At 39.6% G+C, this 22341-nt stretch carries 18 protein-coding genes, 1 tRNA gene and 2 pseudogenes; 2 read left to right on the top strand and 19 right to left on the bottom strand.

Annotation, left to right across the window (positions count from 1 at the left end):
* Positions 1-79: 79 nt before the first annotated feature.
* The 3 genes from GKZ87_05865 to serC all read right to left on the bottom strand — a co-directional run bounded on the left by GKZ87_05865 (position 80) and on the right by serC (position 3198).
* On the bottom strand, positions 80-508 hold the full coding sequence (locus GKZ87_05865) for a hypothetical protein (GenBank protein QSI25038.1): 429 nt from the start codon (positions 506-508) through the stop codon (positions 80-82).
* A gap of 421 nt (positions 509-929) precedes the next feature.
* Entirely contained in the window at positions 930-2096 is a 1167-nt protein-coding gene (locus GKZ87_05860) for a 3-phosphoglycerate dehydrogenase (protein ID QSI25037.1), read from the bottom strand.
* A 16-nt stretch (positions 2097-2112) separates the two neighbouring features.
* A complete protein-coding gene (gene serC, locus GKZ87_05855; protein QSI25036.1) occupies positions 2113-3198 on the bottom strand; it encodes a 3-phosphoserine/phosphohydroxythreonine transaminase in 1086 nt (361 codons plus the stop codon).
* A 361-nt stretch (positions 3199-3559) separates the two neighbouring features.
* Here serC and GKZ87_05850 point away from each other — a divergent pair, with 361 nt between their 5' ends.
* Entirely contained in the window at positions 3560-4438 is an 879-nt protein-coding gene (locus GKZ87_05850; protein ID QSI25035.1) for a LysR family transcriptional regulator, read from the top strand.
* Positions 4439-4450: 12 nt separating this feature from the next.
* Here the strand turns inward: GKZ87_05850 and GKZ87_05845 are convergent, their stop codons facing one another.
* The 4 genes and pseudogenes from GKZ87_05845 to GKZ87_05830 all read right to left on the bottom strand — a co-directional run bounded on the left by GKZ87_05845 (position 4451) and on the right by GKZ87_05830 (position 8603).
* Positions 4451-6025 carry an asparagine synthase B gene (locus GKZ87_05845; protein QSI27898.1) on the bottom strand — a complete coding sequence of 525 codons (1575 nt, stop codon included), beginning with the start codon at positions 6023-6025 and terminating at the stop codon, positions 4451-4453.
* A gap of 150 nt (positions 6026-6175) precedes the next feature.
* A complete protein-coding gene (locus tag GKZ87_05840) occupies positions 6176-6508 on the bottom strand; it encodes a branched-chain amino acid transporter AzlD (protein ID QSI25034.1) in 333 nt (110 codons plus the stop codon).
* Positions 6505-7194: a branched-chain amino acid transporter AzlC gene (locus GKZ87_05835; protein ID QSI25033.1), complete on the bottom strand. Its 690-nt coding sequence runs from the start codon at positions 7192-7194 to the stop codon at positions 6505-6507. Before GKZ87_05835 ends, GKZ87_05840 begins: the two co-directional genes overlap by 4 nt.
* A gap of 399 nt (positions 7195-7593) precedes the next feature.
* Positions 7594-8603 (bottom strand): annotated as a pseudogene (locus tag GKZ87_05830) (Rpn family recombination-promoting nuclease/putative transposase).
* Positions 8604-8833: 230 nt separating this feature from the next.
* Here GKZ87_05830 and GKZ87_05825 point away from each other — a divergent pair.
* Positions 8834-8909, top strand: a tRNA-Ala gene (locus GKZ87_05825).
* A gap of 188 nt (positions 8910-9097) precedes the next feature.
* Here the strand turns inward: GKZ87_05825 and GKZ87_05820 are convergent.
* The 12 genes and pseudogenes from GKZ87_05820 to GKZ87_05765 all read right to left on the bottom strand — a co-directional run bounded on the left by GKZ87_05820 (position 9098) and on the right by GKZ87_05765 (position 22336).
* A complete protein-coding gene (locus GKZ87_05820; protein ID QSI25032.1) occupies positions 9098-10153 on the bottom strand; it encodes an ATP-binding cassette domain-containing protein in 1056 nt (351 codons plus the stop codon).
* A 686-nt stretch (positions 10154-10839) separates the two neighbouring features.
* A pseudogene (locus GKZ87_05815) lies at positions 10840-12083 on the bottom strand (hypothetical protein).
* A gap of 198 nt (positions 12084-12281) precedes the next feature.
* Positions 12282-13112 (bottom strand): hypothetical protein, encoded by an 831-nt coding sequence (locus GKZ87_05810; protein QSI25031.1) that lies wholly within the window; start codon positions 13110-13112, stop codon positions 12282-12284.
* 49 nt (positions 13113-13161) lie between these two features.
* Positions 13162-13815, bottom strand: a complete 654-nt coding sequence (locus tag GKZ87_05805) for a hypothetical protein (protein QSI25030.1) — start codon at positions 13813-13815, stop codon at positions 13162-13164.
* A 169-nt stretch (positions 13816-13984) separates the two neighbouring features.
* Positions 13985-15778 carry a M24 family metallopeptidase gene (locus GKZ87_05800; GenBank protein QSI25029.1) on the bottom strand — a complete coding sequence of 598 codons (1794 nt, stop codon included), beginning with the start codon at positions 15776-15778 and terminating at the stop codon, positions 13985-13987.
* Positions 15779-15890: 112 nt separating this feature from the next.
* Entirely contained in the window at positions 15891-16322 is a 432-nt protein-coding gene (locus GKZ87_05795) for a hypothetical protein (protein ID QSI25028.1), read from the bottom strand.
* Between the two features lie 48 nt (positions 16323-16370).
* Entirely contained in the window at positions 16371-17195 is an 825-nt protein-coding gene (locus GKZ87_05790) for a signal peptidase I (GenBank protein ID QSI25027.1), read from the bottom strand.
* 97 nt (positions 17196-17292) lie between these two features.
* Positions 17293-17775, bottom strand: a complete 483-nt coding sequence (locus GKZ87_05785; protein QSI25026.1) for a hypothetical protein — start codon at positions 17773-17775, stop codon at positions 17293-17295.
* A 135-nt stretch (positions 17776-17910) separates the two neighbouring features.
* Positions 17911-18828: a LysR family transcriptional regulator gene (locus tag GKZ87_05780; GenBank protein QSI25025.1), complete on the bottom strand. Its 918-nt coding sequence runs from the start codon at positions 18826-18828 to the stop codon at positions 17911-17913.
* 93 nt (positions 18829-18921) lie between these two features.
* Positions 18922-19362, bottom strand: coding sequence for a PaaI family thioesterase (locus GKZ87_05775; protein ID QSI25024.1), 441 nt, complete (start codon positions 19360-19362; stop codon positions 18922-18924).
* Between the two features lie 66 nt (positions 19363-19428).
* On the bottom strand, positions 19429-21615 hold the full coding sequence (locus tag GKZ87_05770) for a hypothetical protein (GenBank protein QSI25023.1): 2187 nt from the start codon (positions 21613-21615) through the stop codon (positions 19429-19431).
* A gap of 220 nt (positions 21616-21835) precedes the next feature.
* Positions 21836-22336 carry a hypothetical protein gene (locus tag GKZ87_05765; protein ID QSI25022.1) on the bottom strand — a complete coding sequence of 167 codons (501 nt, stop codon included), beginning with the start codon at positions 22334-22336 and terminating at the stop codon, positions 21836-21838.
* Positions 22337-22341: the final 5 nt, after the last annotated feature.

Below are 22341 nucleotides of genomic sequence, written 5' to 3'. Positions count from 1 at the left end.
TATCTTTTGGAGACCTGCATCTGCTTGAATATACTGAAGGGGCATATCCTACATCTTCGTTATTCAATGCAAATTGGCTCTAGGATATGAAAAATAAAAAAATCCCCAGAGCCATACAGGCGATGCCTGTTGTAAAGAGCAGTGCAATTCTTCCATTTTTATAAAAATCCTCATCCGGTACATAAAAATCCCGATAGTTATCCGGATTGCAACATAAAACTACACGTTTTCCTTTTGTATAATCATCAGCATAGGGACGTCCGATTTGCCCTTTCACCTGTACAGGTCCTTCTTCCATTTCTATCTCATATACTGGAACATACTGTTTAACTCCACGTACGGATCCTATCCCTTTCGTAACATTTGTTTCTGCAATCACATCACAGCATACTGCATTGACCTTTTTATTACAGCGCTTCTTCTTTTTGTGCTCCTGTGTAAACATGACCACACCAAGCACAAACAATCCTGCACCAATCATCAGCGGGCTCATAGCACCTGTGTCCATACAAACTTCTCCTCATCATTATAAAATAGCTTCTATACCATCATAGCACGTATACATAAAAATTGAAAAATATTTTCCTCCTATCATATATAGGAATTATCAGGCTTCTCCACCGCATAGCTTTGAAAAAATGAAAAGCACCCCTGCGAGTGCTTAACTTGTTGATTTATGCATTTTATTTATGCTTTATTCCTTATATTTATACAGTACAGGTTATGCAATATATACATTTTAGTTTATGCATAATATTTATGCTTTTTACAATATATGCTTTTTATTATGCATTTCGATATGCAGTTTCATACATTTTTTGATATATGTCAATGCATACCTTTTATGTTCTGCAATCTATTATCCTGCATTTCATTCGATGCTTTTCATTTTATACCTTTTATTTCATAGCGATTTATTGTCTTCTATTTTATGCCTTCGCCTTAATCAGACGCGCATTGATAATACCTTCCCTGCTGCGCAAACGCTCCATCAGTTCCTCGCTGACTTCATCATTGGTATCCAGGATCATATAAGCATAGTCCTTTTTTCCCTTGTTCGCCATATTTTCGATATTCACACCGACATTGGCAAGAGCTGTAGTGATGGCACCAACTACATTTGGAACATTCTTATTGATAATGCAAATTCTGTATTTACATTCCTGTGCAAGCTGCATATCCGGAAGATTCACAGAATGCGTGATATTTCCTGTTTCCAGATACTCCATGATTTCATTGGCTGCCATGACTGCACAGTTTTCTTCACTTTCCGGCGTAGATGCACCAAGGTGAGGAACACCGATTACCTGCTCATACTGCAACAGCTCACGTGTTGGGAAATCCGTTACATAAGCACCGATTTTTCCTTCATCCATCGCCTTCATCATCGCTTCATCATCAATCAAACCGCCACGCGCAAAATTCAATACACGCACATCCGGCTTCATTGCCGCAATCGCTTCCGCATCTATGATATTCGCTGTTTTATCACTGTATGGAACGTGTACGGTAATATAGTCGCATTCCTCAAAAATCTGTTTCAGATTCTGTACATGATGCACTCTGGCCTTTAATGTCCAGGCTGCCTTTACGGAAATGAACGGATCATATCCGAAGACCTCCATATCCATAGCAGCTGCAGCATTCGCAACCAGTACACCAATCGCCCCTAAACCAATAACACCTAACTTTTTACCGGCGATTTCCGGCCCGACAAAATTGCTCTTGCCTTTTTCTACAGCCTTGGAAATATCATCACCCTCCAGTGTTTTCACCCATTCGATTCCCTTTGTAATCTTACGGGAAGACATCAGCAGGGCTGCCATCACCAGCTCCTTTACAGCATTGGCATTTGCCCCCGGTGTATTGAATACAACGATTCCCTGCTCACTGCAGCGATCCAGTGGAATATTATTTACACCTGCCCCGGCTCTGGCAATACACTTCAGATCTGCAGGAAATTCCACATCGTGCAGCTTTGCACTTCGTACCATAATGGCATCATACGTATCATAATCCTCAGAAAATTCATATACCTCCGGATCAAACTGGCTGATCCCGGCGTCGGCAATTTTATTAAACAGCTTTATTTTCATAATGATCTCCCTTATCCTATTTATGTTCTGCTTCAAATTTCTTCATGAAAGCAATCAATGTCTGCACACCTTCCAACGGCATTGCATTGTAAATGGATGCACGCATGCCACCAACAGCACGGTGTCCCTTCAGATTGCTCATGCCTGCCGCAGCACTTTCCTTGGCAAACAAAGCATCCAGCTCTGCACTCGGTGAACGGAAGGTAACATTCATCAAAGAACGGTCTTCCTTTCGCACTGTCGTCGTATAGAAATCACTTTGATCCAGATAATCATACAGCAGCTTCGCCTTTTCTTCATTGCGTTTCTGCAGTACCTCAAGTCCTCCCATATTTTCAATCCATTCCAGAACAAGCCCCAGAATATAAATTGCATAGGTAGGCGGAGTATTGTACATGGAATCCTTATCGGCAAGCGGTGCATAATCCATCATCACCGGTGTGAAATCCTTTGCATGTCCGATCAGATCCTCACGCACGATGGCCACAGTCAGACCGGCACAGCCCATATTTTTCTGTGCACCGGCAAAGATGATTCCAAACTTGGACACATCGACCGGCTTAGACAGGATATTGCTGGACATATCCGCAACGATAGGAACACCGTCTGTTTCCGGAACATACTTCCATTCCGTTCCATAGATGGTATTATTGGCACATAAATATACATAATCAGCATCCTTATTTAACTGCAGCTCCTCCTGTGTGGGAATATAGGAATAATCTGCATCCTTGCTGGAGCCTGCCAGAACGATATCTCCGTATTTCTTAGCCTCCGCATACGCCTTGTTTGCGAAATATCCGGTTACAACATAATCTGCCGTACCCTTTTGCAGCAGATTCAGGGGAACCATGGAAAACTGAGAGGTAGCTCCTCCCTGCAGAAACAGCACCTTGTAGTTATCCGGTATATTTAGGATGGAACGCATTCGTTCCTGTGTTTTTGTAATAATCGCATCGTAAGCCTTGGAACGATGACTCATTTCCATAACCGACATGCCACTTTCCTCGTAATTCAGCATTTGCGATTGCGCTTTCTTCAACACCTCCAGTGGCAGCATGGATGGACCAGCTGAAAAGTTGTAAATTCTGTTTTCGGCCATAATCAGGCACCTTCCTTTCCTCTTACTTATTATCCAACAGCTTGTTTTCCTGTTAGTAAGCACTATTATAGCACAAATGAAATAAAATGAAAGACAAAATGAAAAATAAATGTAACATTTATGAAAGAGTTTTCTCTTTGTAAACAAAGTGAGTACATTTGTTCTTGATATAAGAACAACCGTTTTCTTAGTATCCTGCTCGAACATGAGGATCGAAAAGCAGAAGACTTCATGCGCTATGACATACATCAATCATCCGGAAGTCTCTGTTCCAGTTACATCCGGAAGTGAGTAAAAACCTTTTCTTTCGTTCCGCTTTTTTTCGTGATATACTTACTTTACAGAAATTGGAGATGAAAACATGCTGGATTTTCGTTTATATACATTTTTAACATTATCAGAAACATTAAATTATACGAAGGCTGCCGATATCTTATGCATCACACAGCCCGCTGTTTCACAGCATATCAAATATATGGAAAAGGAGTATGACTGCAAGCTGTTTTTTTATGATGGAAAGCAATTAAACCTGACAGCTCAGGGAAAGCTGCTTGCGGAAAAGGTACGAACCATGGTTGCGGATGAAAAAATGATCCGCAGTCTTTTAAAGCAGAATCAGAAAACCCCCTCCCTTCGCTTCGGGGCAACATTAACCATTGGAGAATTTCTTCTGCCGCAGCGCTTGAACACCTATCTTCAGGAGCATTCGCAAACATCTTTAACCATGATTGTCGAAAATACAGCAACCCTGCTGCAAATGCTGAACAGCGGGGATATCGGCTTTGCATTTGTAGAGGGATATTTCCCAAAGCAGACCTATGACTGGCAGCTGTTATCACAGGAGCGCTACATTGCAGTTAAGGGAAAGGATTACAACTTGCAAAATGAGGTTCATTGTTTAAAAGATTTGGTGCAGGAAACACTCATTGTCCGGGAGGAGGGCAGTGGTACCAGAGAGATTCTGGAACGCGGCATGCAGGAAATCAACCTGTCCATCAGTTCCTTTGAACGCATTATTGAAATTGGAAATGTGCAGGCAATCAAAACACTAGTCAGAAACAATCAGGGTATCACCTTCCTGTATGAAGCTGCCGCAAGAGAGGAAATAGAAAAAGGAGAGCTGGAAGTCATTGATCTCTACGATTTCCATATTCTCCATGAATTTAATTACATTACGCTGAAGGATTCTGTATTCAAGCAGCAGTACGATGCCTTCTTCGCATCCGTACAAAGGCCATAATTTTATGGCTTTTTATTTGCCGCTTTCTCCGTAATTGCTTAATACTCTGGCGCTTGGATCCTTTACCTGACAGCCAGCCCATTCCTGATTTGGCATCCAAAAGCCCTTGATCCAGTTTGCCCGCTTCGGATAAAACTGCTCAAACAAGTCACGGTATAAAAGACTTTCCTTGGAAATTGGCGGTTCGTGATAGGCATAGCGCTCTTGCCCTCTTATCAAATCCTCGTCGCTGTACAGCTTTTGTGCATAGGCCTGCAGCTCATTTACCATGGAATGTCCCACTGCATCGGAAAAGGCTGCTTTTTCACGCATCAGAATCGTTTCCGGTAAATACTTGCCGGCAAAGGCTTTGCGAAGAAGATATTTTCCCTTCCCATACGTATTCATTTTCATAGCAGGATCCAGCCGCATAACATGTCTGACAAATGCAAGATCTCCAAACGGAACTCTTGCCTCCAGTGCATTTGCACTGATACAGCGGTCAGCCCGTAACACATCATACATATACAATTCCTTTATGCGCTTTTCACTTTCCCGCTGAAAGCTTTCCGCATCCGGCGCAAAATCTGTATATTTGTATCCGAACAGCTCATCGCTGATTTCACCGGTTAACAGCACCTTGACATCACTGGACGCTTTGATTTTCTCACAGAGCAGATACATTCCAAGTGAGGCACGGATGGTCGTTATATCATAGGTTTCCAATATGCGGATAAGATTTGGCAGCGCTTCTATCACCTCTGTAATCGTCATATGAAACTCATGATGATCGCTTCCTATATAGTCTGCAGCCTCACGGGCATAGCGAAGATCAATTGGATCGCTGTCCATACCGATTGCAAAGGTCTGAATCGGTGTTTTCTGATGACGTGCCGCAATCGCACAAACCAAAGAGCTGTCCAGACCTCCACTCAGCAAAAAGCCGACAGGGACATCTGCATCCAGACGCTTTATAACACCGGCTTCCAGCAGGCTGCGAATTTTGGTTACGGCGGCTGTCATATCCGTTAGCGGTTTTTCCTTTACCTCCCATGGCTTGCAATAGGAAACAAATTTACCGCTATCATAATAGCTTCCCACAGGAAAGGGCAATACCTCAGCACACAGGGTATGCAGTGCCTTTGCCTCACTTGCGAATGCTATCGCACCATTCGTTTTACAGAACCCGTAAAACATGGGACGGATACCGATGGGGTCTCTTGCGGCAATAATTCTTCCGTTTGTACGATCTTCAATTACACAGGCAAATTCCGCATCCAGCATGGAGAACATCGCTGTTCCATAGCACTCATACAATGGAAGCAGCACCTCACAATCACTTTGAGAGGAAAAAGAATAGCCCTTTTTTCGCAGCTCTTCCCGCAGCCTGCGGAAATTATAGACTTCACCATTGCATACCACCTGCTTTCCCTCCAGATGCATCGGCTGCATTCCGCTTTCCTCCACTCCCATAATAGCCAGGCGGTGAAAGCCCATAATGCCGGTGTTACTGACTTCTACCCGATGCATATCCGGTCCGCGGTAGGCAATACGCTCAAATTCCTTTTCAAATACGGACAGCTTCAGTTCGGAATCCGCCACATACATAAATCCACACATTACACGCACTCCCTTTCACAGAAAAAAGGCGTCCCTGCACAGATTATCTCCTGTACAAGAACACCCTTGTCCTTATAGTTAGGTATTATAAGCAATGTTTCAAAAAAAAGCAATAAGTTTCAGAAAAAATTTTCAACATTATACAAAAACCAGTTGTACCAATACCATATAAAGCAGCGTTCCGCCTATGATACTGATCATATTGTTGCGTTTCCACAAATGCAGAACGACAACCCCAGCAATTCCAAGCAGCTCCGGCAAACCATAGGGGTATTGCAAAAATGCCGTATTGCGGACACAGTAAACAATCAGACAGAGCATGATTGCCATGGGGAGCACCTTGCCAAGATATACGATTTTCTTTGGCAGAGCCTCCGCATTCTTAAATATCATAAACGGCAGGGCACGGGTAAGAAAGGTACAGACAGCCGCAACTGCGATAATTATCAGTGTCTCTACAGAAGTAATCATGAAGCATCCCCCTTTCCTTCCACTTTATCCTGAAAAATAACAAGCAGAATTACAAGTAATATCAAAGCAGGCAGCAGGAAATTGGTAAGCTGGAAAACGACTGCAGAGATAAGGATCGCCGCAACCGCCAGGTAGACAGCTCCATGTTTTTTTGCCGACAGCCACTGTTCAACGAAGATAACAGTAAATAAAGCAGTCATGGCAAAGTCGATCCCGGTGGTATCGAAGGAAAGCATAGAACCAATACTCGCTCCCAGAACAGAACCCGCAATCCAGTATAACTGGTCAAAAAGCGATACGCAGAACATTAGCTGCTTTCCCTCCCGACTTTCCCGGTCTGGTATTGCACATAATAGGGAATAGGTTTCATCAGTTAACGAAAACATCATATACCAGCGCTTTTTTCCCATCGCGGGAAAGCATTTCAAAAAGGAAAGACCATAAAACAACTGCCGTGCATTCACGGTCAGGGTCACAAGAGCCACCTCCAGCAGGGAAAAGCCGGCATGGAAAAACGTCAGTAATACAAACTGCATGCTTCCGGCATAAACACTGAGACTGATAAGAAACGCCCAGAGCATTGAGTAGCCCTGCTGCTGACAAAGAATACCGAATGCAATTCCCAAAAAGACATAGCCAACCATGACAGGAAAGCTGAGACGCAGTGCCTCTTTTGCTATTTTCATATACAATCACCCCTCAAAAAAGTTTTCTTATATTTTAGACGATTTCTTAACTGCTTGCAATCCCCTATTCTTTTTACGGACATATATCCTTATAGAATGGCTGTATAAAGCGTCTGCTTTTGGTAGATTTTATATGTGCGAAGTGTATATTTGCAGTCTATTTATCATTCTTTTTCATATGTTAAAAATGCTGATATTAACATGAATGCATATCAGCAGGTTGTTTGATGATTGATTTATATGGCTTATCATGCAAGACATAATCTGAAAAGCAGTATTTCGTATTACATCCTAAACGTGGACTACATATGATAAGCGATTATTGAATAAGTCTGACCTACAGCATGGTAAATGCCAAATCGCTGCATACCTTATGATTTTTGAGACTCAGCTCTTAAATTAAAACATGTCGATTTGTTTTTTTAATTCCTCAAAGGTCTTGCAGTCAAGAATCTTTTTTGAAACGATAGTAAGCTGTTCTATGCTTAGTTTATCAATCCATGCTTGCGCATCAACACCGAACTTCATCTGCACCAATTCCTGTAGCAGCTCTTTTTTACCTTGCTTTAAGCCCTTTACTTCACCTTCCTTTAAACCTTCCTTTAAGCCTTCATCAAAGCTATCAATAATAGCATTTTTCTCGCGCTGTGCCTGGATCTGTGCAGACATTGCTATTGACCAGAGGTCTTTATCATCCTGAAATTTTTTATACTTCTCCACTTGGTACCCTTTGGGCATGACCTTCTTCACCAGCCTTTTATCTGTTTTTAGTATACCATCACTGTCATTATTTTTAAACAAATACCCAGAGGGCAGAACCAAACACAGCTGTTCAAAATCCGTCATATTCGCAAAGCCCTTTTTTCTGGCAATCACATCGATTTCCGGCAGATATATGTAAATTCTTTTCATTAAAGGATGAGAGCTTTCTACTGCTCCCTGCTCATTTCTCATCTGATAGCTGTCAATCAGCCTTCTGGAATGTTCTGCATAAGAATCTATGAAAATAATCTGAAACACCGGAAGCAGATTCTGATACTTACCTCCACTGATTACCTGGTTAGACAGCATCCTAGCTCCATAAAACTCAAAACGCTTCATTTCGGATTTTTTCGAATAGGTTGTTTGCATTTCAATGTCATATTCCCTTCCATCACAATCCTTCACATGAACATCTAAAACAATTTTCTTTCTTCTGAGAATTGCGGGATCCAGATTCGATTCAATACTGTGCTTTCCTTAGGATGAATCCCTATTACGCGTTCAATAATGGTGTTACGGATAAAAGCAGAATCCTCATCCTCTGTACCAAGAGCAAATTTAAAGAACACATCGTTATCATAATCCAGTATTTCGTTCATTTCCTCTTCTTGTACCTTTTTCTTCTCTGTTCCATGATTTACAAGCATATTTTTTACTTTCTTTCACATGTATATGTATGCTTTACGCTTATACATACGTTTCGAAATTGTGAAAATCCTAAATTATATTAAATACAAACTATACATAATATTTATTTCTCATCATATAACGATGAATTGGCATAACCTTCTTAATTCTTTCATTTATTTTATAAAAATCGTAAAAAGTCATTGACAAAATGACCCCCTGCATGGTATATTATTTAAGCATTCGAGATGGGGTGTTAGCTCAGCTGGGAGAGCACCTGCTTTGCACGCAGGGGGTCATCGGTTCGATCCCGATACGCTCCACCATGATAGATCAAAGAAGGTTCCTAAGGGAATCTTTTTTTGTACAAATCAAAAGGAAAGCTATTATCAATAAAGAGGATGCTTATTCCGACATAAAAAACAAGAGATTTCCAATACCATTGTCATTTAAACAAAGTAGTATAAGAAATCTCTTTTTATAGTTGATTAAAAATATAAGAATCACCTATCCTTTAGACTGCTTTATGTATACGCAATTGTGTGTTTGCATCAAACAGAAAAGCATACTCCCATGCAAACCAGAATTGTATAGTATCCATACGTTTATAAATACAGGTAATATCCCCTTTCATTATAACAATCCCATACATACACTGAATATGGTAATATATTTGTTCACCAGACTGTTCAACCAGCATAATATGTCCCAATATCCCGCCATTGCGAACTTCTATAATATGCTCACAGCGCACTGCCAGAATAACGTCACAATCAACAGGCTCAGCTGTCCATGGAATCCTATGCTCCTGAATCATCAGATTTCCTTTCTCTAGTCTGGCACTGAATTCATTGATATCATATAGTCCCAAAAAGGAAGCTGTAAACAAATTGATAGGGTTTTGATATATTTCAACCGGATTACCCAGTTGCTGAATCTTCCCATCCTTCATAATTACCAGGGTATCAGCTAATGTCATAGCCTCCATCTGATCATGGGTTACATATAGAAAGGTTGCATGATTTCGCTGATACAGCTGTGCTATCTCCATTCTAAGCTGCATTTTTAATCTGGCATCCAGTGAGCTTAAAGGTTCATCCATTAAAAACAAAGAGGGCTTTCTCACAAGTGCTCGGGCAATAGCACAACGCTGCCTTTGTCCGCCCGACAATTCCTTTGCCTTACGCTTTAATAAGTCGCGGATTCCAAGCAGCTCACATATCTGTATGACCTCATAATCCATGTCTTGCTGTGACATTCCATTATGAGCAAGGCCAAATGTAATATTTTCATAAACACTCATATGCGGAAACAGTGCAGCTTCATGAAATACCATGGATATATTACGCTCATACGGCGCTTTTTGATTGACAAGCTGATTATCAATATAAATTTCTCCTGTATCCGGAGTAAGGAATCCTGCGACAAGCTGCAGCAGTGTAGTTTTACCGCAGCCTGATGGCCCTGCCAATACAATAAAGCTTTTTTCTTGAAACTCCAAATTAAAATCCTGTACTGCTTTTATTTCACCATAGGACTTTGTTATATTTTTTAATTTGAGTTTACTCATGCGCATCTCTCCATATTCTATATTAGTGTATCTGAAGAATACAAAAAAAGCAACCTTGCCAAGCAAAGCTGCCATTTTTGTAAATCCCCCAACTCGCATCAATTTCGTAAACAGTATCAGTTAATTTACTAAGAGTGTACATGAGAATAAACGGGCTTGGGGAAGACCATTTCCACCATCTCAATTGATACGAAACCCATATATTTGATCACCGAAGTGACCCCCGGTGTCCCGAAGCCCACCCTCTTCAAGACACTCATATGATACTAAAAATAGTACAGTTATTCAATCCTTTTTGTGGAAGTTGACATTTATTAAAAATTTTTGCGATTATCGCCGTTTTTCAAGAAAACCGTCAACTCAGGAATAAAAAGAAAAAAACTTCTTATGAAAAGAAGTAGTTTTCAAGTATTAGATTTTTACATTAACGTACCCGCCACCACTAGCTATCATAGTATTTTTATTTGAATCGGTAGCGAAAAAGAACGCACTTGCTATGCCAAGACTGCATAAACCTGCTATTAATATTTTCTTCATAACTCTTGCCTACATTATCCTAGAGATCATATGCATATCATCGCTGACATGAAAATAATATGATAAACTTTGATTTAACTCAATGAAATAGGCTCAAGTTAACGATAATGTTTAAAAACCGTTATTAGTGTACATTTTAAAAAAAACCATCAACTCCATTTCATGTTTATTGAGTTCTCAAAAAAATGTAGTAGTTTATAATGACCTGTCCGCTCGACTAATCTTGTCAATTCATATCTAAAAATATCTATATCAATCTCATCGTTAACTTTAGGCAAAATCCTTTTAATGATAAAGTTTTGTTTTACAAAATCTGGAACAGATTCATCTAATGTAAAATATTTAAACATTAGTCTAATGCCCATTGGATATCCAATCAATATTTCTTTACTCACTTTTGGTAACTTAATCGGTAAATTCAAATGATTTTGGCAATCGGCTAAATAAATTAAATGTGGAATAAAAATACAATCATAATAATCCAACATCATCTCATAATACTCAATGCTTTCTCAAAATCTTTTTTATGATGATAGTATGAAGCGATATTTGAATACAATTCATATGTTTTTAAATCTGGTAAATCATTTTCCTTTATAACGATATTTACTTTATTTATGATATTATCAATCGGCTTTTTAGAAGCATAACTATATAATATAATTTCATAATTATAGACGTCAGCTAACCTTATATAATTTTTGTTCTTTTTGTATAATTGCTCAAGTTCCCTTATCAACGCACTCATTTCTATGTATTCTTCACTAACAAGATAATAATGTAAAATACTTAATTTTAGACAACTAAGCTTTACATTAAACAAATTCAATTCAGATATAAGTTCATAATATTTATTTAAATTTGTTTTACATTCAATTTTCAATTTAGCAAATAACAATACTTTAAGAATATCTCCCCAAATAAATACATTATTCTTAATTAATGACTTATAGATAAATATGCGTTTATCATCTATTAATATATCGTCTTTATAATAGTCATACAAATCCTTTAGTATAAAATAAATTTCTCTATAATAAGCATATCCTTTAACATTTTCTAAAAGTCTTATACCTCTTTTACATTCATGCGCTAGAGACTGTATATGAAAATATTCAACATCCTTATAAATACTTTGAATAAGTTCATTTATCTTTTCATCAATCACAGGAAACTCGCCAAACTTCAAATCAAGTTTCCCTAAAAGTTCAATGTATACATCCTCAGATCTACTCAAACCACCTGCTTCTATACTCTTCAATGTGTTAATACTGCAAATACCTTCACAAAATTTCTTTAGCGTAAAACCATTTTGTGTATTATTCCGCCGTTCTTCTCTATAAATTCCGATCAGCTTTCCAATAACTGATAATCTGTCTCTACTAACGTTCATATATGTACCCTACCTTTAACTTCACTCATTGTAGTAACACTACTCATATATTATAGAGGTAATTTCCATTATTTGGAAGTAAAAATCACATTATTGTCACATTCTTATGCAAAACACAATAATATATACATAATTACGCTTAATATCCTATAAAAAACAAAAAAGCATCCTTAGATGCCCTTATAATCTAATTTAAAACTATCCTTCTCTCTCATTCTTGACTAGAAAAATATGAAGATACTCCATAGGCTGCACCACCTTGGAAATTATACGATAAATATAACCTGCTTCCTCTAAGCTCCCCTCCAGCAAAAGCCCCTGTGACCCAACCGTATCCATACTCCTATATGTCAGAATATCATACAAATAACCATTCTTCTTTTTCAACAGCGATATCATACTCCTTCCCTGATCCAGATCCTCTGCTTTCATATAATACAAAAATCTTATGAAGCACGAAAAAGAATCCTGTACATGATATTTATCAAGCAATTCTCTGCACGACTCCAATTCCTCAAAATACAAAGCGATACTCATTAAATAATGTCGTACCTGAAACACATCATCCGGATTCAGATTCAAAATCTCATGAAACTGCCTTTGTGCTTTTCTCATATAGCCTGCTTCATACAAAGCTGCTGCATAAGCGAATTTAATATGAAACAGCGGCTTGGCTTCATCAAAAAGAAAAAAATCAGAAGCATCCCTCAGAAAAAAATCTTTTCCAAGATTCATCGTTGCCAGCTCCATTCCTTCCTTCAGAATTTTCAGCTTTTCATATATATTCAGCTCATTAACCCCAAGAATCATAAAAGCCTCTATACAGTCAGGGCATATCCTTAATGCCTCCTGCGCTATCATCTGCTTCTTTTGAGAACTCCGGCAATGTTTAGCTTCCTCCAGCTTTTTCAATGCATCCCGGTACGTATTCTGATTTGTATTTTTCACAGGATGTGTTTCATCCAGGAAAGCATCCAGTGTCATTTGAAAGGTGATTCCGATATCTGTCGTGTCCGAAATATGGTTCATGTTGACTACCTCATTATTGTCCTTATTATATGCCACTTCCCCTAATAACTCAATGACTTTCCTTCGACTCTTTCAGATAATTTACCGCCCAGCTACTATCAATTTCTTCAAACTTCTGTTCCTGCAAAGGCAAATCACCACAAATATCATGATAAGACTGCTTCAGGATCCCGACTACATCCTCACCAGCTTCATGAGAAATCCGAAACCATAACGTATCTGCCTCTGTATCCTGATAAACAATTCGTCTTGGCAGTTGCCCTTTCCTTTTCTCACGCAAAAAAATTTTCAATTTCAATAATTCAATAGCCCGGTCATCCAGCCTGTCCTCCAATATTCTGATTTTCTCAGCAATATGCTTCTGCTGCGATATATAGCGGCGAATACAATTCTTCTCTGACTGAAAAATTGTGAAATCCTTTTCCGCCAGATCGTTTTTCGGTTTAATCAGCAAAACAAAATGATGCTTCTTATCTGCATAAATCAATGTATGAAGAAAGCTGTTGGTTTTTCCACAGCTTGGACAAACCTTTTCAAAATAGGTTTCTTCCAAAAGCTCTTTACGAAACTGCGATTCCATTTCCGGCATAATTAAGGTTTCACTTCTCTTATGTGTTTTATAAAAACAACGAGGACAGTTTATTTCAACTAAAATAGATTTCATAGTATCACCATATGTACCATTATACCTTTCCTTCCACATATTGCAATAATTTCATAGCAGTAACCCTTTTATAGCACCTTTCAAAAGCCTTATATCAATATATTACACAAATCTTCTTCCAGAATCCGCTATAAACACCACGATTAATCCCACAAACAAAATGAAAAAAGCAGAGCTTATCTATACGCTTCACTCTGCCTTATACTTATTAAATTGCTCTTGTTGCGTGCTTCAGCCATTCCTTCTCCGCTTCATTCAGATAAGGAGATACCTTTGCGAAAACCTCAGCATGATAGGCATTCAGCCATTCAATATCATAACGGGTCATCAAAGAGACATCAAGGCCATCAAGATCGAATGGTACAAACGTAATCGTTTCAAAATACATAAACTGACCGTACTCATTCTTTTCACCCTTGCGTACCACCATCTCATTTTCATGGCGAATACCGTGAGAGCCCTCTACATATACACCTGGTTCATTGGACTGTGTCATTCCTTCCTCCAGAACACAGCTGTCATTTCTTTCCGGTACGATTTTCCAGCGGAAACCGTTTGGGCCTTCGTGAACATTCATCAAATGTCCGACACCATGTCCGGTACCGCATTTATAATCAATACCCATTTCCCATAGCGGCCCTCTTGCCAGAATATCCAGATTCATACCACGGCAGCCTTCAAGGAAACGTGCCTTGCTTAACTGAATCATTCCGCGTAAAGCGCTCGTATAATGGATACGAATTTCATCAGAAATAGGGCCTAATACAAAGGTTCTTGTGATATCCGTTGTGCCCTCCAGATATTGTCCACCACTATCTACCAGCAGCATTCCTTCCGGCTTCAACTCTACATTTGTTTCTTCATTGGCACTGTAATGCATCATTGCCGCATGCTCCTTGTATGCAGAAATGGTATTGAAGCTGAGTCCTAGGTTATTCTCCTGCGCACGGCGCAGGCCTTCCAGATAATCGCTTGCACTGATTTCCGTAATTGTTTCCTTACCGATGTTGTTTTTCAGCCAATACATGAATTTAGTCATCGCAACCGCATCCTTAATATGCGCCTTCCGATTGTTTTCCAGCTCAATTTCATTTTTTCTTGCTTTCATGAGCTGCGAAGGGTTTGGACAATCTATAATACGGATTTCCTTGTTTAGATTCTGTGTAATCGCATAGTTTACAACACTTGTATGCAACAGGACTGCCGCATCTGCAGGAATCGTTTTCACAAATTCATAAATATCATCATATGCGTGTACGATAACCATATTGTCCTTGAAATTTGCATGCATCCTTTCGTCCAGCTTATCTTTATTGATAAAGATATGGCTTTCTTTTTCAGTAATTACCAAATAGCAGAGCATAACAGGGAAACAGCTGATATCCCATCCACGCATATTCATGATCCATGCAATATCATCCAGTGATGTGACAATATGATGTGTAGCCTTATGCTCCTTCATGACATCGCGAATATCCGCCAGCTTATCCTTCGTACTTTTTCCACTGTATTTTTCTTCCAGAAAAAATCCTTTTTCCGTTGGAAGTGCAGGACGCTCCTCCCAGATCATTCCAACCAGATCCTCCTGTGCACAGATCGTGATATGCTTATCCTTTAACTGATCCATGATATCTTTCACCTGTTTGGTATTCATAACACGTCCGTCAAAGCCGAATACACCATTCATCTGTATATGCTCATTGATATATTCAGGAATAGAAGGTACTCCCTCCTCACCCTGTTTCATTAAATCAATCGTACTGTCCTTCAACTGATCCGCTGCCTGGATGAAATATCTTCCATCAGTCCATAAAGCCGCACAGTCTTTACATACGATCAGTGTACCTGCAGAGCCTGTAAATCCTGACATAAAGCTTCTTGCCTTAAAATGCTCTCCTACATATTCTGTTTCATGAAAGTCAGAGGTAGGGATCATATAAACATCCATCTTTCTTTCCTTCATTAAAGCTCTTAATTTGTTCAGTTTTTCTACTACAGTCATAAGTTCCTCCTTAAATCATCACTAATAACCATTGTACTGCAAAAGAGGAAAAATGAATATAGATATCACCTTAAATTTCTGCTTTTTCGCTTTGTTCGCTTATTGCCCCAGTCTAGAAGTCTGCCTGCTCCAGTTGTGCTGTTAGCTGAATCATTATTTCTTTCTCATATAGTCTGTTCGCATCCCCCTGCAATATGATACGAATCGGATGTCTGCCCTTTAACTGCATACCTGTATCGTAGATTTGAGTTGTCAGATCCTTATTCACCTCTTTTTTAGTCTGTGCATCATATGCTTTCACTTCCATATCCAGATATGTATTTTCCAGGCTTATATCATCTCCATCTACATGTACACAGGTTGTCCCTACATAAATAACATTGTCATTCAGTCTCTGTTGCAATTCCATATGCAATGCGTCGGTTGTCACACGGATGCTTTCCTTCAGCGTAATGCTGTTTTCCCATAAACGGTACATAGAAAGCATAACCAGAAGTACAGAAAAAGCTGTTGCTATTCTAATATAAATCAAATCTCTTTTCATTTACATATCCTCCCAAAAAAACCAGTCATCTAGAGTATGACCGGTTTCTTATTTTTTATAGCTCAGGATATGAATTTTATAGTATTTTGCCTGTTTCACATCATAGACAGTGTAATCGAATCGCTGATGTTCTCCCGGCTGCATGCGTTCCTTTCCTGTAAGGAACCATTTATCTTTTTTAATGAGCTTCTTTTGTTCATCATACAACTGTATTTCTGCTTTAACAAATCGAACCGCAAACGTTGTATCATTCCGTAATTCACCACACAGCACACAATGCTCCTCCAGGGCTTCAAATTCTACAGCATCCACATAGAGTGTTTTCTGTTTTTTCAATACCTGTTCTTTTTCCGCCCATCTTGTACGTATGGTCTTATTGAACAGCCATATTACTGCAAGCTCTGCGTAGAGAAGTATACCAAACTTACTTTTCAGAAAGAGAAAGATTTTTCCGATAAAAGGGATATGGAATACATAGGTTCCTATGATATCCTTACGGAGCGTTTTATACATATCCAGATTATCCTTACCCTCTGCATTGGTGCGGTATATGGTATTTCCCTGGAAATCTTTTTCTGTTTTATTAAAATGATGCGTTAATAATATATCGTCTCCAAATCGATCTGCTTTAAAGGTGATGATATCGCCTTTTTTCAAATGCAGAGGTTCGTCTGGATCAATCACCCTGGTGCAGACTAGAGAAAAGGTGGGGATGCGGGGTTCCATACTATCGGTTAGTACAGCATAGAGCCGATAGCCGGTAAATCTGGCAGTTTCATCAGGATATTTTGCCATAAGAAAAGTATAGGCTGCCAATAGTAATACCACAGCCACAAACACAATATTTACTATGCGTTTGATTACCTTTCCCATATGCGATCCTACTTTCCTTTTCTATATTTTATAAAATTCTCGGAGAGTTGAAAAGATGTTTTTAAAAAAGCCGTCGGATGACGGCTATTTATCTAGTTTATTTTGTTTCTAGTGTTGCAGCAATTTCAACTACGATTGCTTTATTACCCATTGCTTCTGCAGCAGCTTCAGTATCAGCTGGTACAACCGTTACAGTATAATCATTAGTTGCAGCTACAGATGAATCTCCAGCTGTAACGTCTTCTGCTCCATCTTTAATTTCTAATGTGTAATTTGCTGGATCGACTGTTGTATCATCTACTTTAACACTTGGGACGAATGACAGCTTAGTATTCCCAAGATCAGCTGTACTAATATTTGCTGCGTTAACAGTGAAAGTACCTGTAGCAGTTGGTGCTGCACCTACATTCTTAGTAACAGTCAGCTGTGTAGCTGCTATTGCAGTCACATTAATCTGTTCCATTGTCACTGGTTGGAAACTAACTGTACTCGTTGTATTGTCCCATGCTGCGAATGTTCCTGCGGATGTAGCGATAACAGCCCCTGCTGTTAATAACGATAATAGTGTACTCTTTTTCATATAATTGTTCTCCTTTTCCATAGAATTGATTTCAGGTAATTTTTTCTCTTACCTTTTACACTATTATTGTAATCCTTTCTGCAAACTTTGTATAATACCAATAACCCGCAAGCCGGTTATGCATTTTAGGTATATCTACATATCCGCATAGGTTTCGTGGATAATCTCCAGGAACACCTTTCCCGCCTCACTCAGCACCTCCCGGTTTCGTCGTATGATAACAAAATACTTCTGAATATCACAATTACGTATCCGCATACTGTGTATATGTGAATGCTTCAACTCCTCAATCTGCCATTTATTCCCTAGCATAAACGCATCCGTATGATTCAGCATATTGATAATCGCATGATAATTGCTCATCGTTATTGTCTTTTTAAAGCTAGTCAGCTGCACGCCATCCATCGTCAAGGACATATTCAGATTAGAAAAGAAATCATAAGGCAAATGAATCAATGTAAAATCCAGAAAATCCCTCGCGTCTTTCTCCTCCACCAGCTCATCCAAATTCTTCTCGTTGATATGCACATACAACGGGCCTTCTCCAAGAATACTCAATTCGACTTCCTTAGCATCCGCCATCTTGCGAAAGATACTCAGTTGATAGTCATTCAAAATCGTGATTCCGATTTCAGACTTCATTTCACTCACATTTGACAGTACCTGTTCAGCAGTTGTCTCAATCATGTGAATTTCAGTTGTTGCGGATTGCATATGCTTATAAAACTGCAAAATCAGATCATCCCGCAGAAAAACAGAATCCACGGATACCGTCAGCTTGCTGTAAAGCTTTTCCTCACTGACATCCTTCAGTCTCTCTAACACCTGAAACTGCGACAGGATGGATTGTGCATAATAATACATCAGTCTTCCTGTCGGTGTCAGAGAAACCCCGTGATTGCTGCGGATAATCAATTCCTTCCCCATTTCCTCCTCCAGTGCCTGAATACTTCTGCTCAAACTTGGCTGGCTCACATACAGCTTCTCTGATGCCTTATTGATACTTCCGCTGTCTACCACTTCTACAAAGTAGCGTAATTGCTGTTTTTTCATCGTATGCTCTCCCTAATTGTAAACATTTATACTTGTATATATCATACCATAAAAGACAGAATCCATCTCCTCAGATTCTGCCTTTTCTATGAATTATTTCTTTGTATTCATAACATAGGAGCCATTTGCTGTCGCCACGACCTTTCCGCTGCTCTTTGCTTTGGCAACTGCTCTTGTCTGTGCCATCCGGCTTCCGTCATGATCGCAAATCCCCTCAACCACAAGACAATCTCCCTGCTTTACACCACCGACGAAATTAACCGCCATTTGTATCGTGGGTGTGAAAACAGCCTCACTGCTTATATAAGCAATGCATCCCATTGTGATATCCAGCGCTGTTGCAATCATTCCCCCATGCAGACTCCCCGCCGGATTCATTTGCCACGCGCAAACCGGAAATTCCAAAATAACAGTTTTATTCTCATAATCAGCAGATACCAGCTTCATATCCATCATAGCATTGATCGTGCCTTCATCCTTTAGTCTCTGTGTTAAAAAATACTGCAGCCGTTCTTCAAACAACCGTTGCTTCATATAACCACTTCCTCATCTGCTATTATACTCCATAACGGCCAAAACGCACACAATTTGCATATCACATCATTTCCGTTTATAGCTGATGATCCGTAAGTGATAATCATGAACACCAAATATTTCATAGGCAGTATAAGTAAATTCTCTCGCTTCTCCAGGCTGTAAAAATTCCCTGCTACACAAATACCATTTCATTTTTTTAATTACATAATGGACATCATCGTACAGCTCTATCTCCGCTTTGATATAATGAACTGGATACGGGAAATGATTTACCACTTCACCATGGAGAATCGCAAACCTTCCGCTGAAATCAAACGTTAAATTCCTCAGCAGAAGTTCCTCCTCCTGTGTATCCTCCTTTAATTCCTCCTTCTGTTCCTCCTGTTCCGCCTGCTCTGCTTTCTCTTTTTCATCAGCCTTACTTTTTACTGCGTATTTCCGATCAAAATCCGGATATTCCTGCTCCTCTATTTCCTTTGGAGGCTTTACACCGTGTAATAGCTCCTGTACCTCTCTGCGCACCTCTTCCAGCAGCTCTGGATCTACATCCGATCTGGGCTCAATATCACCCGCCGCATGATCCTGAGGAGAATCAGTTGCTGTATCAGCCTTCACTTCTTCAACCGCTTCCTTACCACAATCCGGATGCTGTTCCTTCTCAAGCGGCTTTATGAGTTCTGCCTCTGCTTCCTGAGAGATTTGCTGAGGCACACCGCTATCATCACATACAGTGGTGTGTGCATCCTGTGGCTGTATACTGTTTACAATGGGCTCTAAAGCATCTATTTTTAAAATATGCAGTTGTAATTCAGAAAATGGTATATTCTTTTCAAATTTTGATGCGTCTGAATTATACAGACCTTCTATATCCTTCGGACAATCCGTTGGATAAACAACAACCTGTGGTACCCGATGCTCCGGTGTATCATATTTGGGATACTGTGTGGAATCGAAAGGTTCCTCAGTACCCTCGCCGCCCTGTACAGCTTCCTTTATTTCTATTTCTTTTGTTTTTGATTCTTTTGTTTTTGTTTCTTTTGTTTCTATTTCTGTTTCTTTTGTTTCTGTTTCTTTTCTCTCTGTTTCCTTTGCTTCTGCTTCCTTTGTTTCTGTTTCTTTTGTTTCTTTTGTCTCTGTATTCTTCGTTACTGCTTCCATCTCCCCCGTTTCCAGTTTTGGTGTAATAGCAGGTCCTTCTTCTATTACTGCTTCCTCTTGCTGCAGGGTTTCAGGAGCCGTTTGTATTACCTTATCCTCCACTTCATCCATCATTACAGCCTGCGTCTCAGATTGTATCTTCTCATCATCCAAAGTTACAGCAGCTTCTTCCAGCCTTGCCGATACAACGCGCTGTTCATGGAGCAATTCCTCCTCCAACAGACTATCAAGCACATCCTCACTTTTTTCAGAAGCAGCTCTCGCAGTCTCCTCAACGACTGTACAGGCAGTACCCTGCTCCGGCTTTGAATTGGCTGATTCCACATTCTCCTCTACAACAATTTCGTCACGCTTTCCCAATGCTTCCCGTATTTCTTTCAGCTGATACGCAGGGATTTCTTCTTTTTTCTGTGTTCCGGCTTCTATTTCCGCAAGAATTTTCTGTTCCAGCTTGTTGACCTGAATATCCAGCGTTTCCCCATGATCCGGCAAAGCCTGCTTTGTTTGAGGTATTTCCTGAAGTTCTTCCTCCTCCTGCCTTGCTTGTTCTGTAATCTTCTCTGCCGTTTTTTTCTTTCGATCACGCCGTAAGGCTGTTATCTGTACATACAGTGATGCTAGGACACAAATAACCGTGATGATTCCATAGGTCAGCTTTCCATAGGTACTTTGCAGAAATTCATATACATTTCCCATATACTGCATATGAAAGAGATATGTCCCGATAAGATCCTCATGTGTTGTCTCATAGGTATCATAATAGCTGCTATCCGGTGCCTGCGTAATATAATATGTTGTTTGGTTTCGGACTTCACTTTTCACAAACATATGTGTCAGGATAACAGACTCTCCAAAGCGGTCTGCCTGAAAGCTGATGAGCGTATTATTTTTGGGCTGCTCTAGCTCAGAAAAGGTTTTAACAAACATCAGCGATCCCTGCTCAATCGCCTTTTCTTTATTTTTATCCGTTACCTGAATCATTTTGATATGCATAATTTGCTCCCCCTGCTGCGGGGCATAGAGCAACAGGGAAACAATCAATACGATGATTAGAAAAAAGCCTTCCAGTATCCATGTCAGTAGTTGTTTCATATAGCATCCTCTCCTGCTTATTCTCTTGTACTGTTCATAGCTTATTCTATCATAGATTCCGGTATATAAAACAATCAAAACCCGCTTATTTATAAGGTTTTTTTAATTTATTTATGTAAATCTCAACGTATATATAAACTAGTTTATTTATGTTTTGTTTTATAAAATCTAGAACACAAAAAGCCTTCGACAATGTCGTAAGGCATGGTGAAACTATCGTTTAAAAATTATATGATTCTGCATTCATAAGCTCAAATATTTCCTCATCCTGAAAGACTGCACAGGGAGCATAAGCAGCTTGCAGTACATCCGTGATCCCCAGCAAATCAATTCCACAGATGTCTGCTCGATCGTGTTGTGTGAGCTGTTCTGAAACCGGTATGTACATATAATCAATTCCACAATAATAACTTGATGCTGTAAATCCGCCCAGAGCTTTCAGCTGCTGTCCCCCCACAATCAGCATACTGCTGTGCTTGCGAAAGCCTTTGTGGTACAGAAAGTGAACAATCGCTTCCATCGCATCAAAGGTGTTCATATGCTGTGATGTCACTGCCATATAGACCACAGCCTGTGGAAACTGATGACAGATTCTGTTTATAACAGGCTCGCATACAGAGGTTTCACAGAGAATCATCATGTTATCTGTTTCAGGTATATATGCTTTCAGCTTTCTTGTGATCCCTCTGCCTGTATATACCCGTTTCTGTGTTTCCGGCATCGTAC

The sequence above is a fragment of the Erysipelotrichaceae bacterium 66202529 genome (genome assembly GCA_017161075.1).
Classification (GTDB): Bacteria; Bacillota_I; Bacilli_A; order Erysipelotrichales; family Erysipelotrichaceae; genus Clostridium_AQ.
The sequence above is the reverse complement of the archived record's forward strand: the minus strand, read 5'-3'. Positions and strand labels throughout refer to the sequence as shown.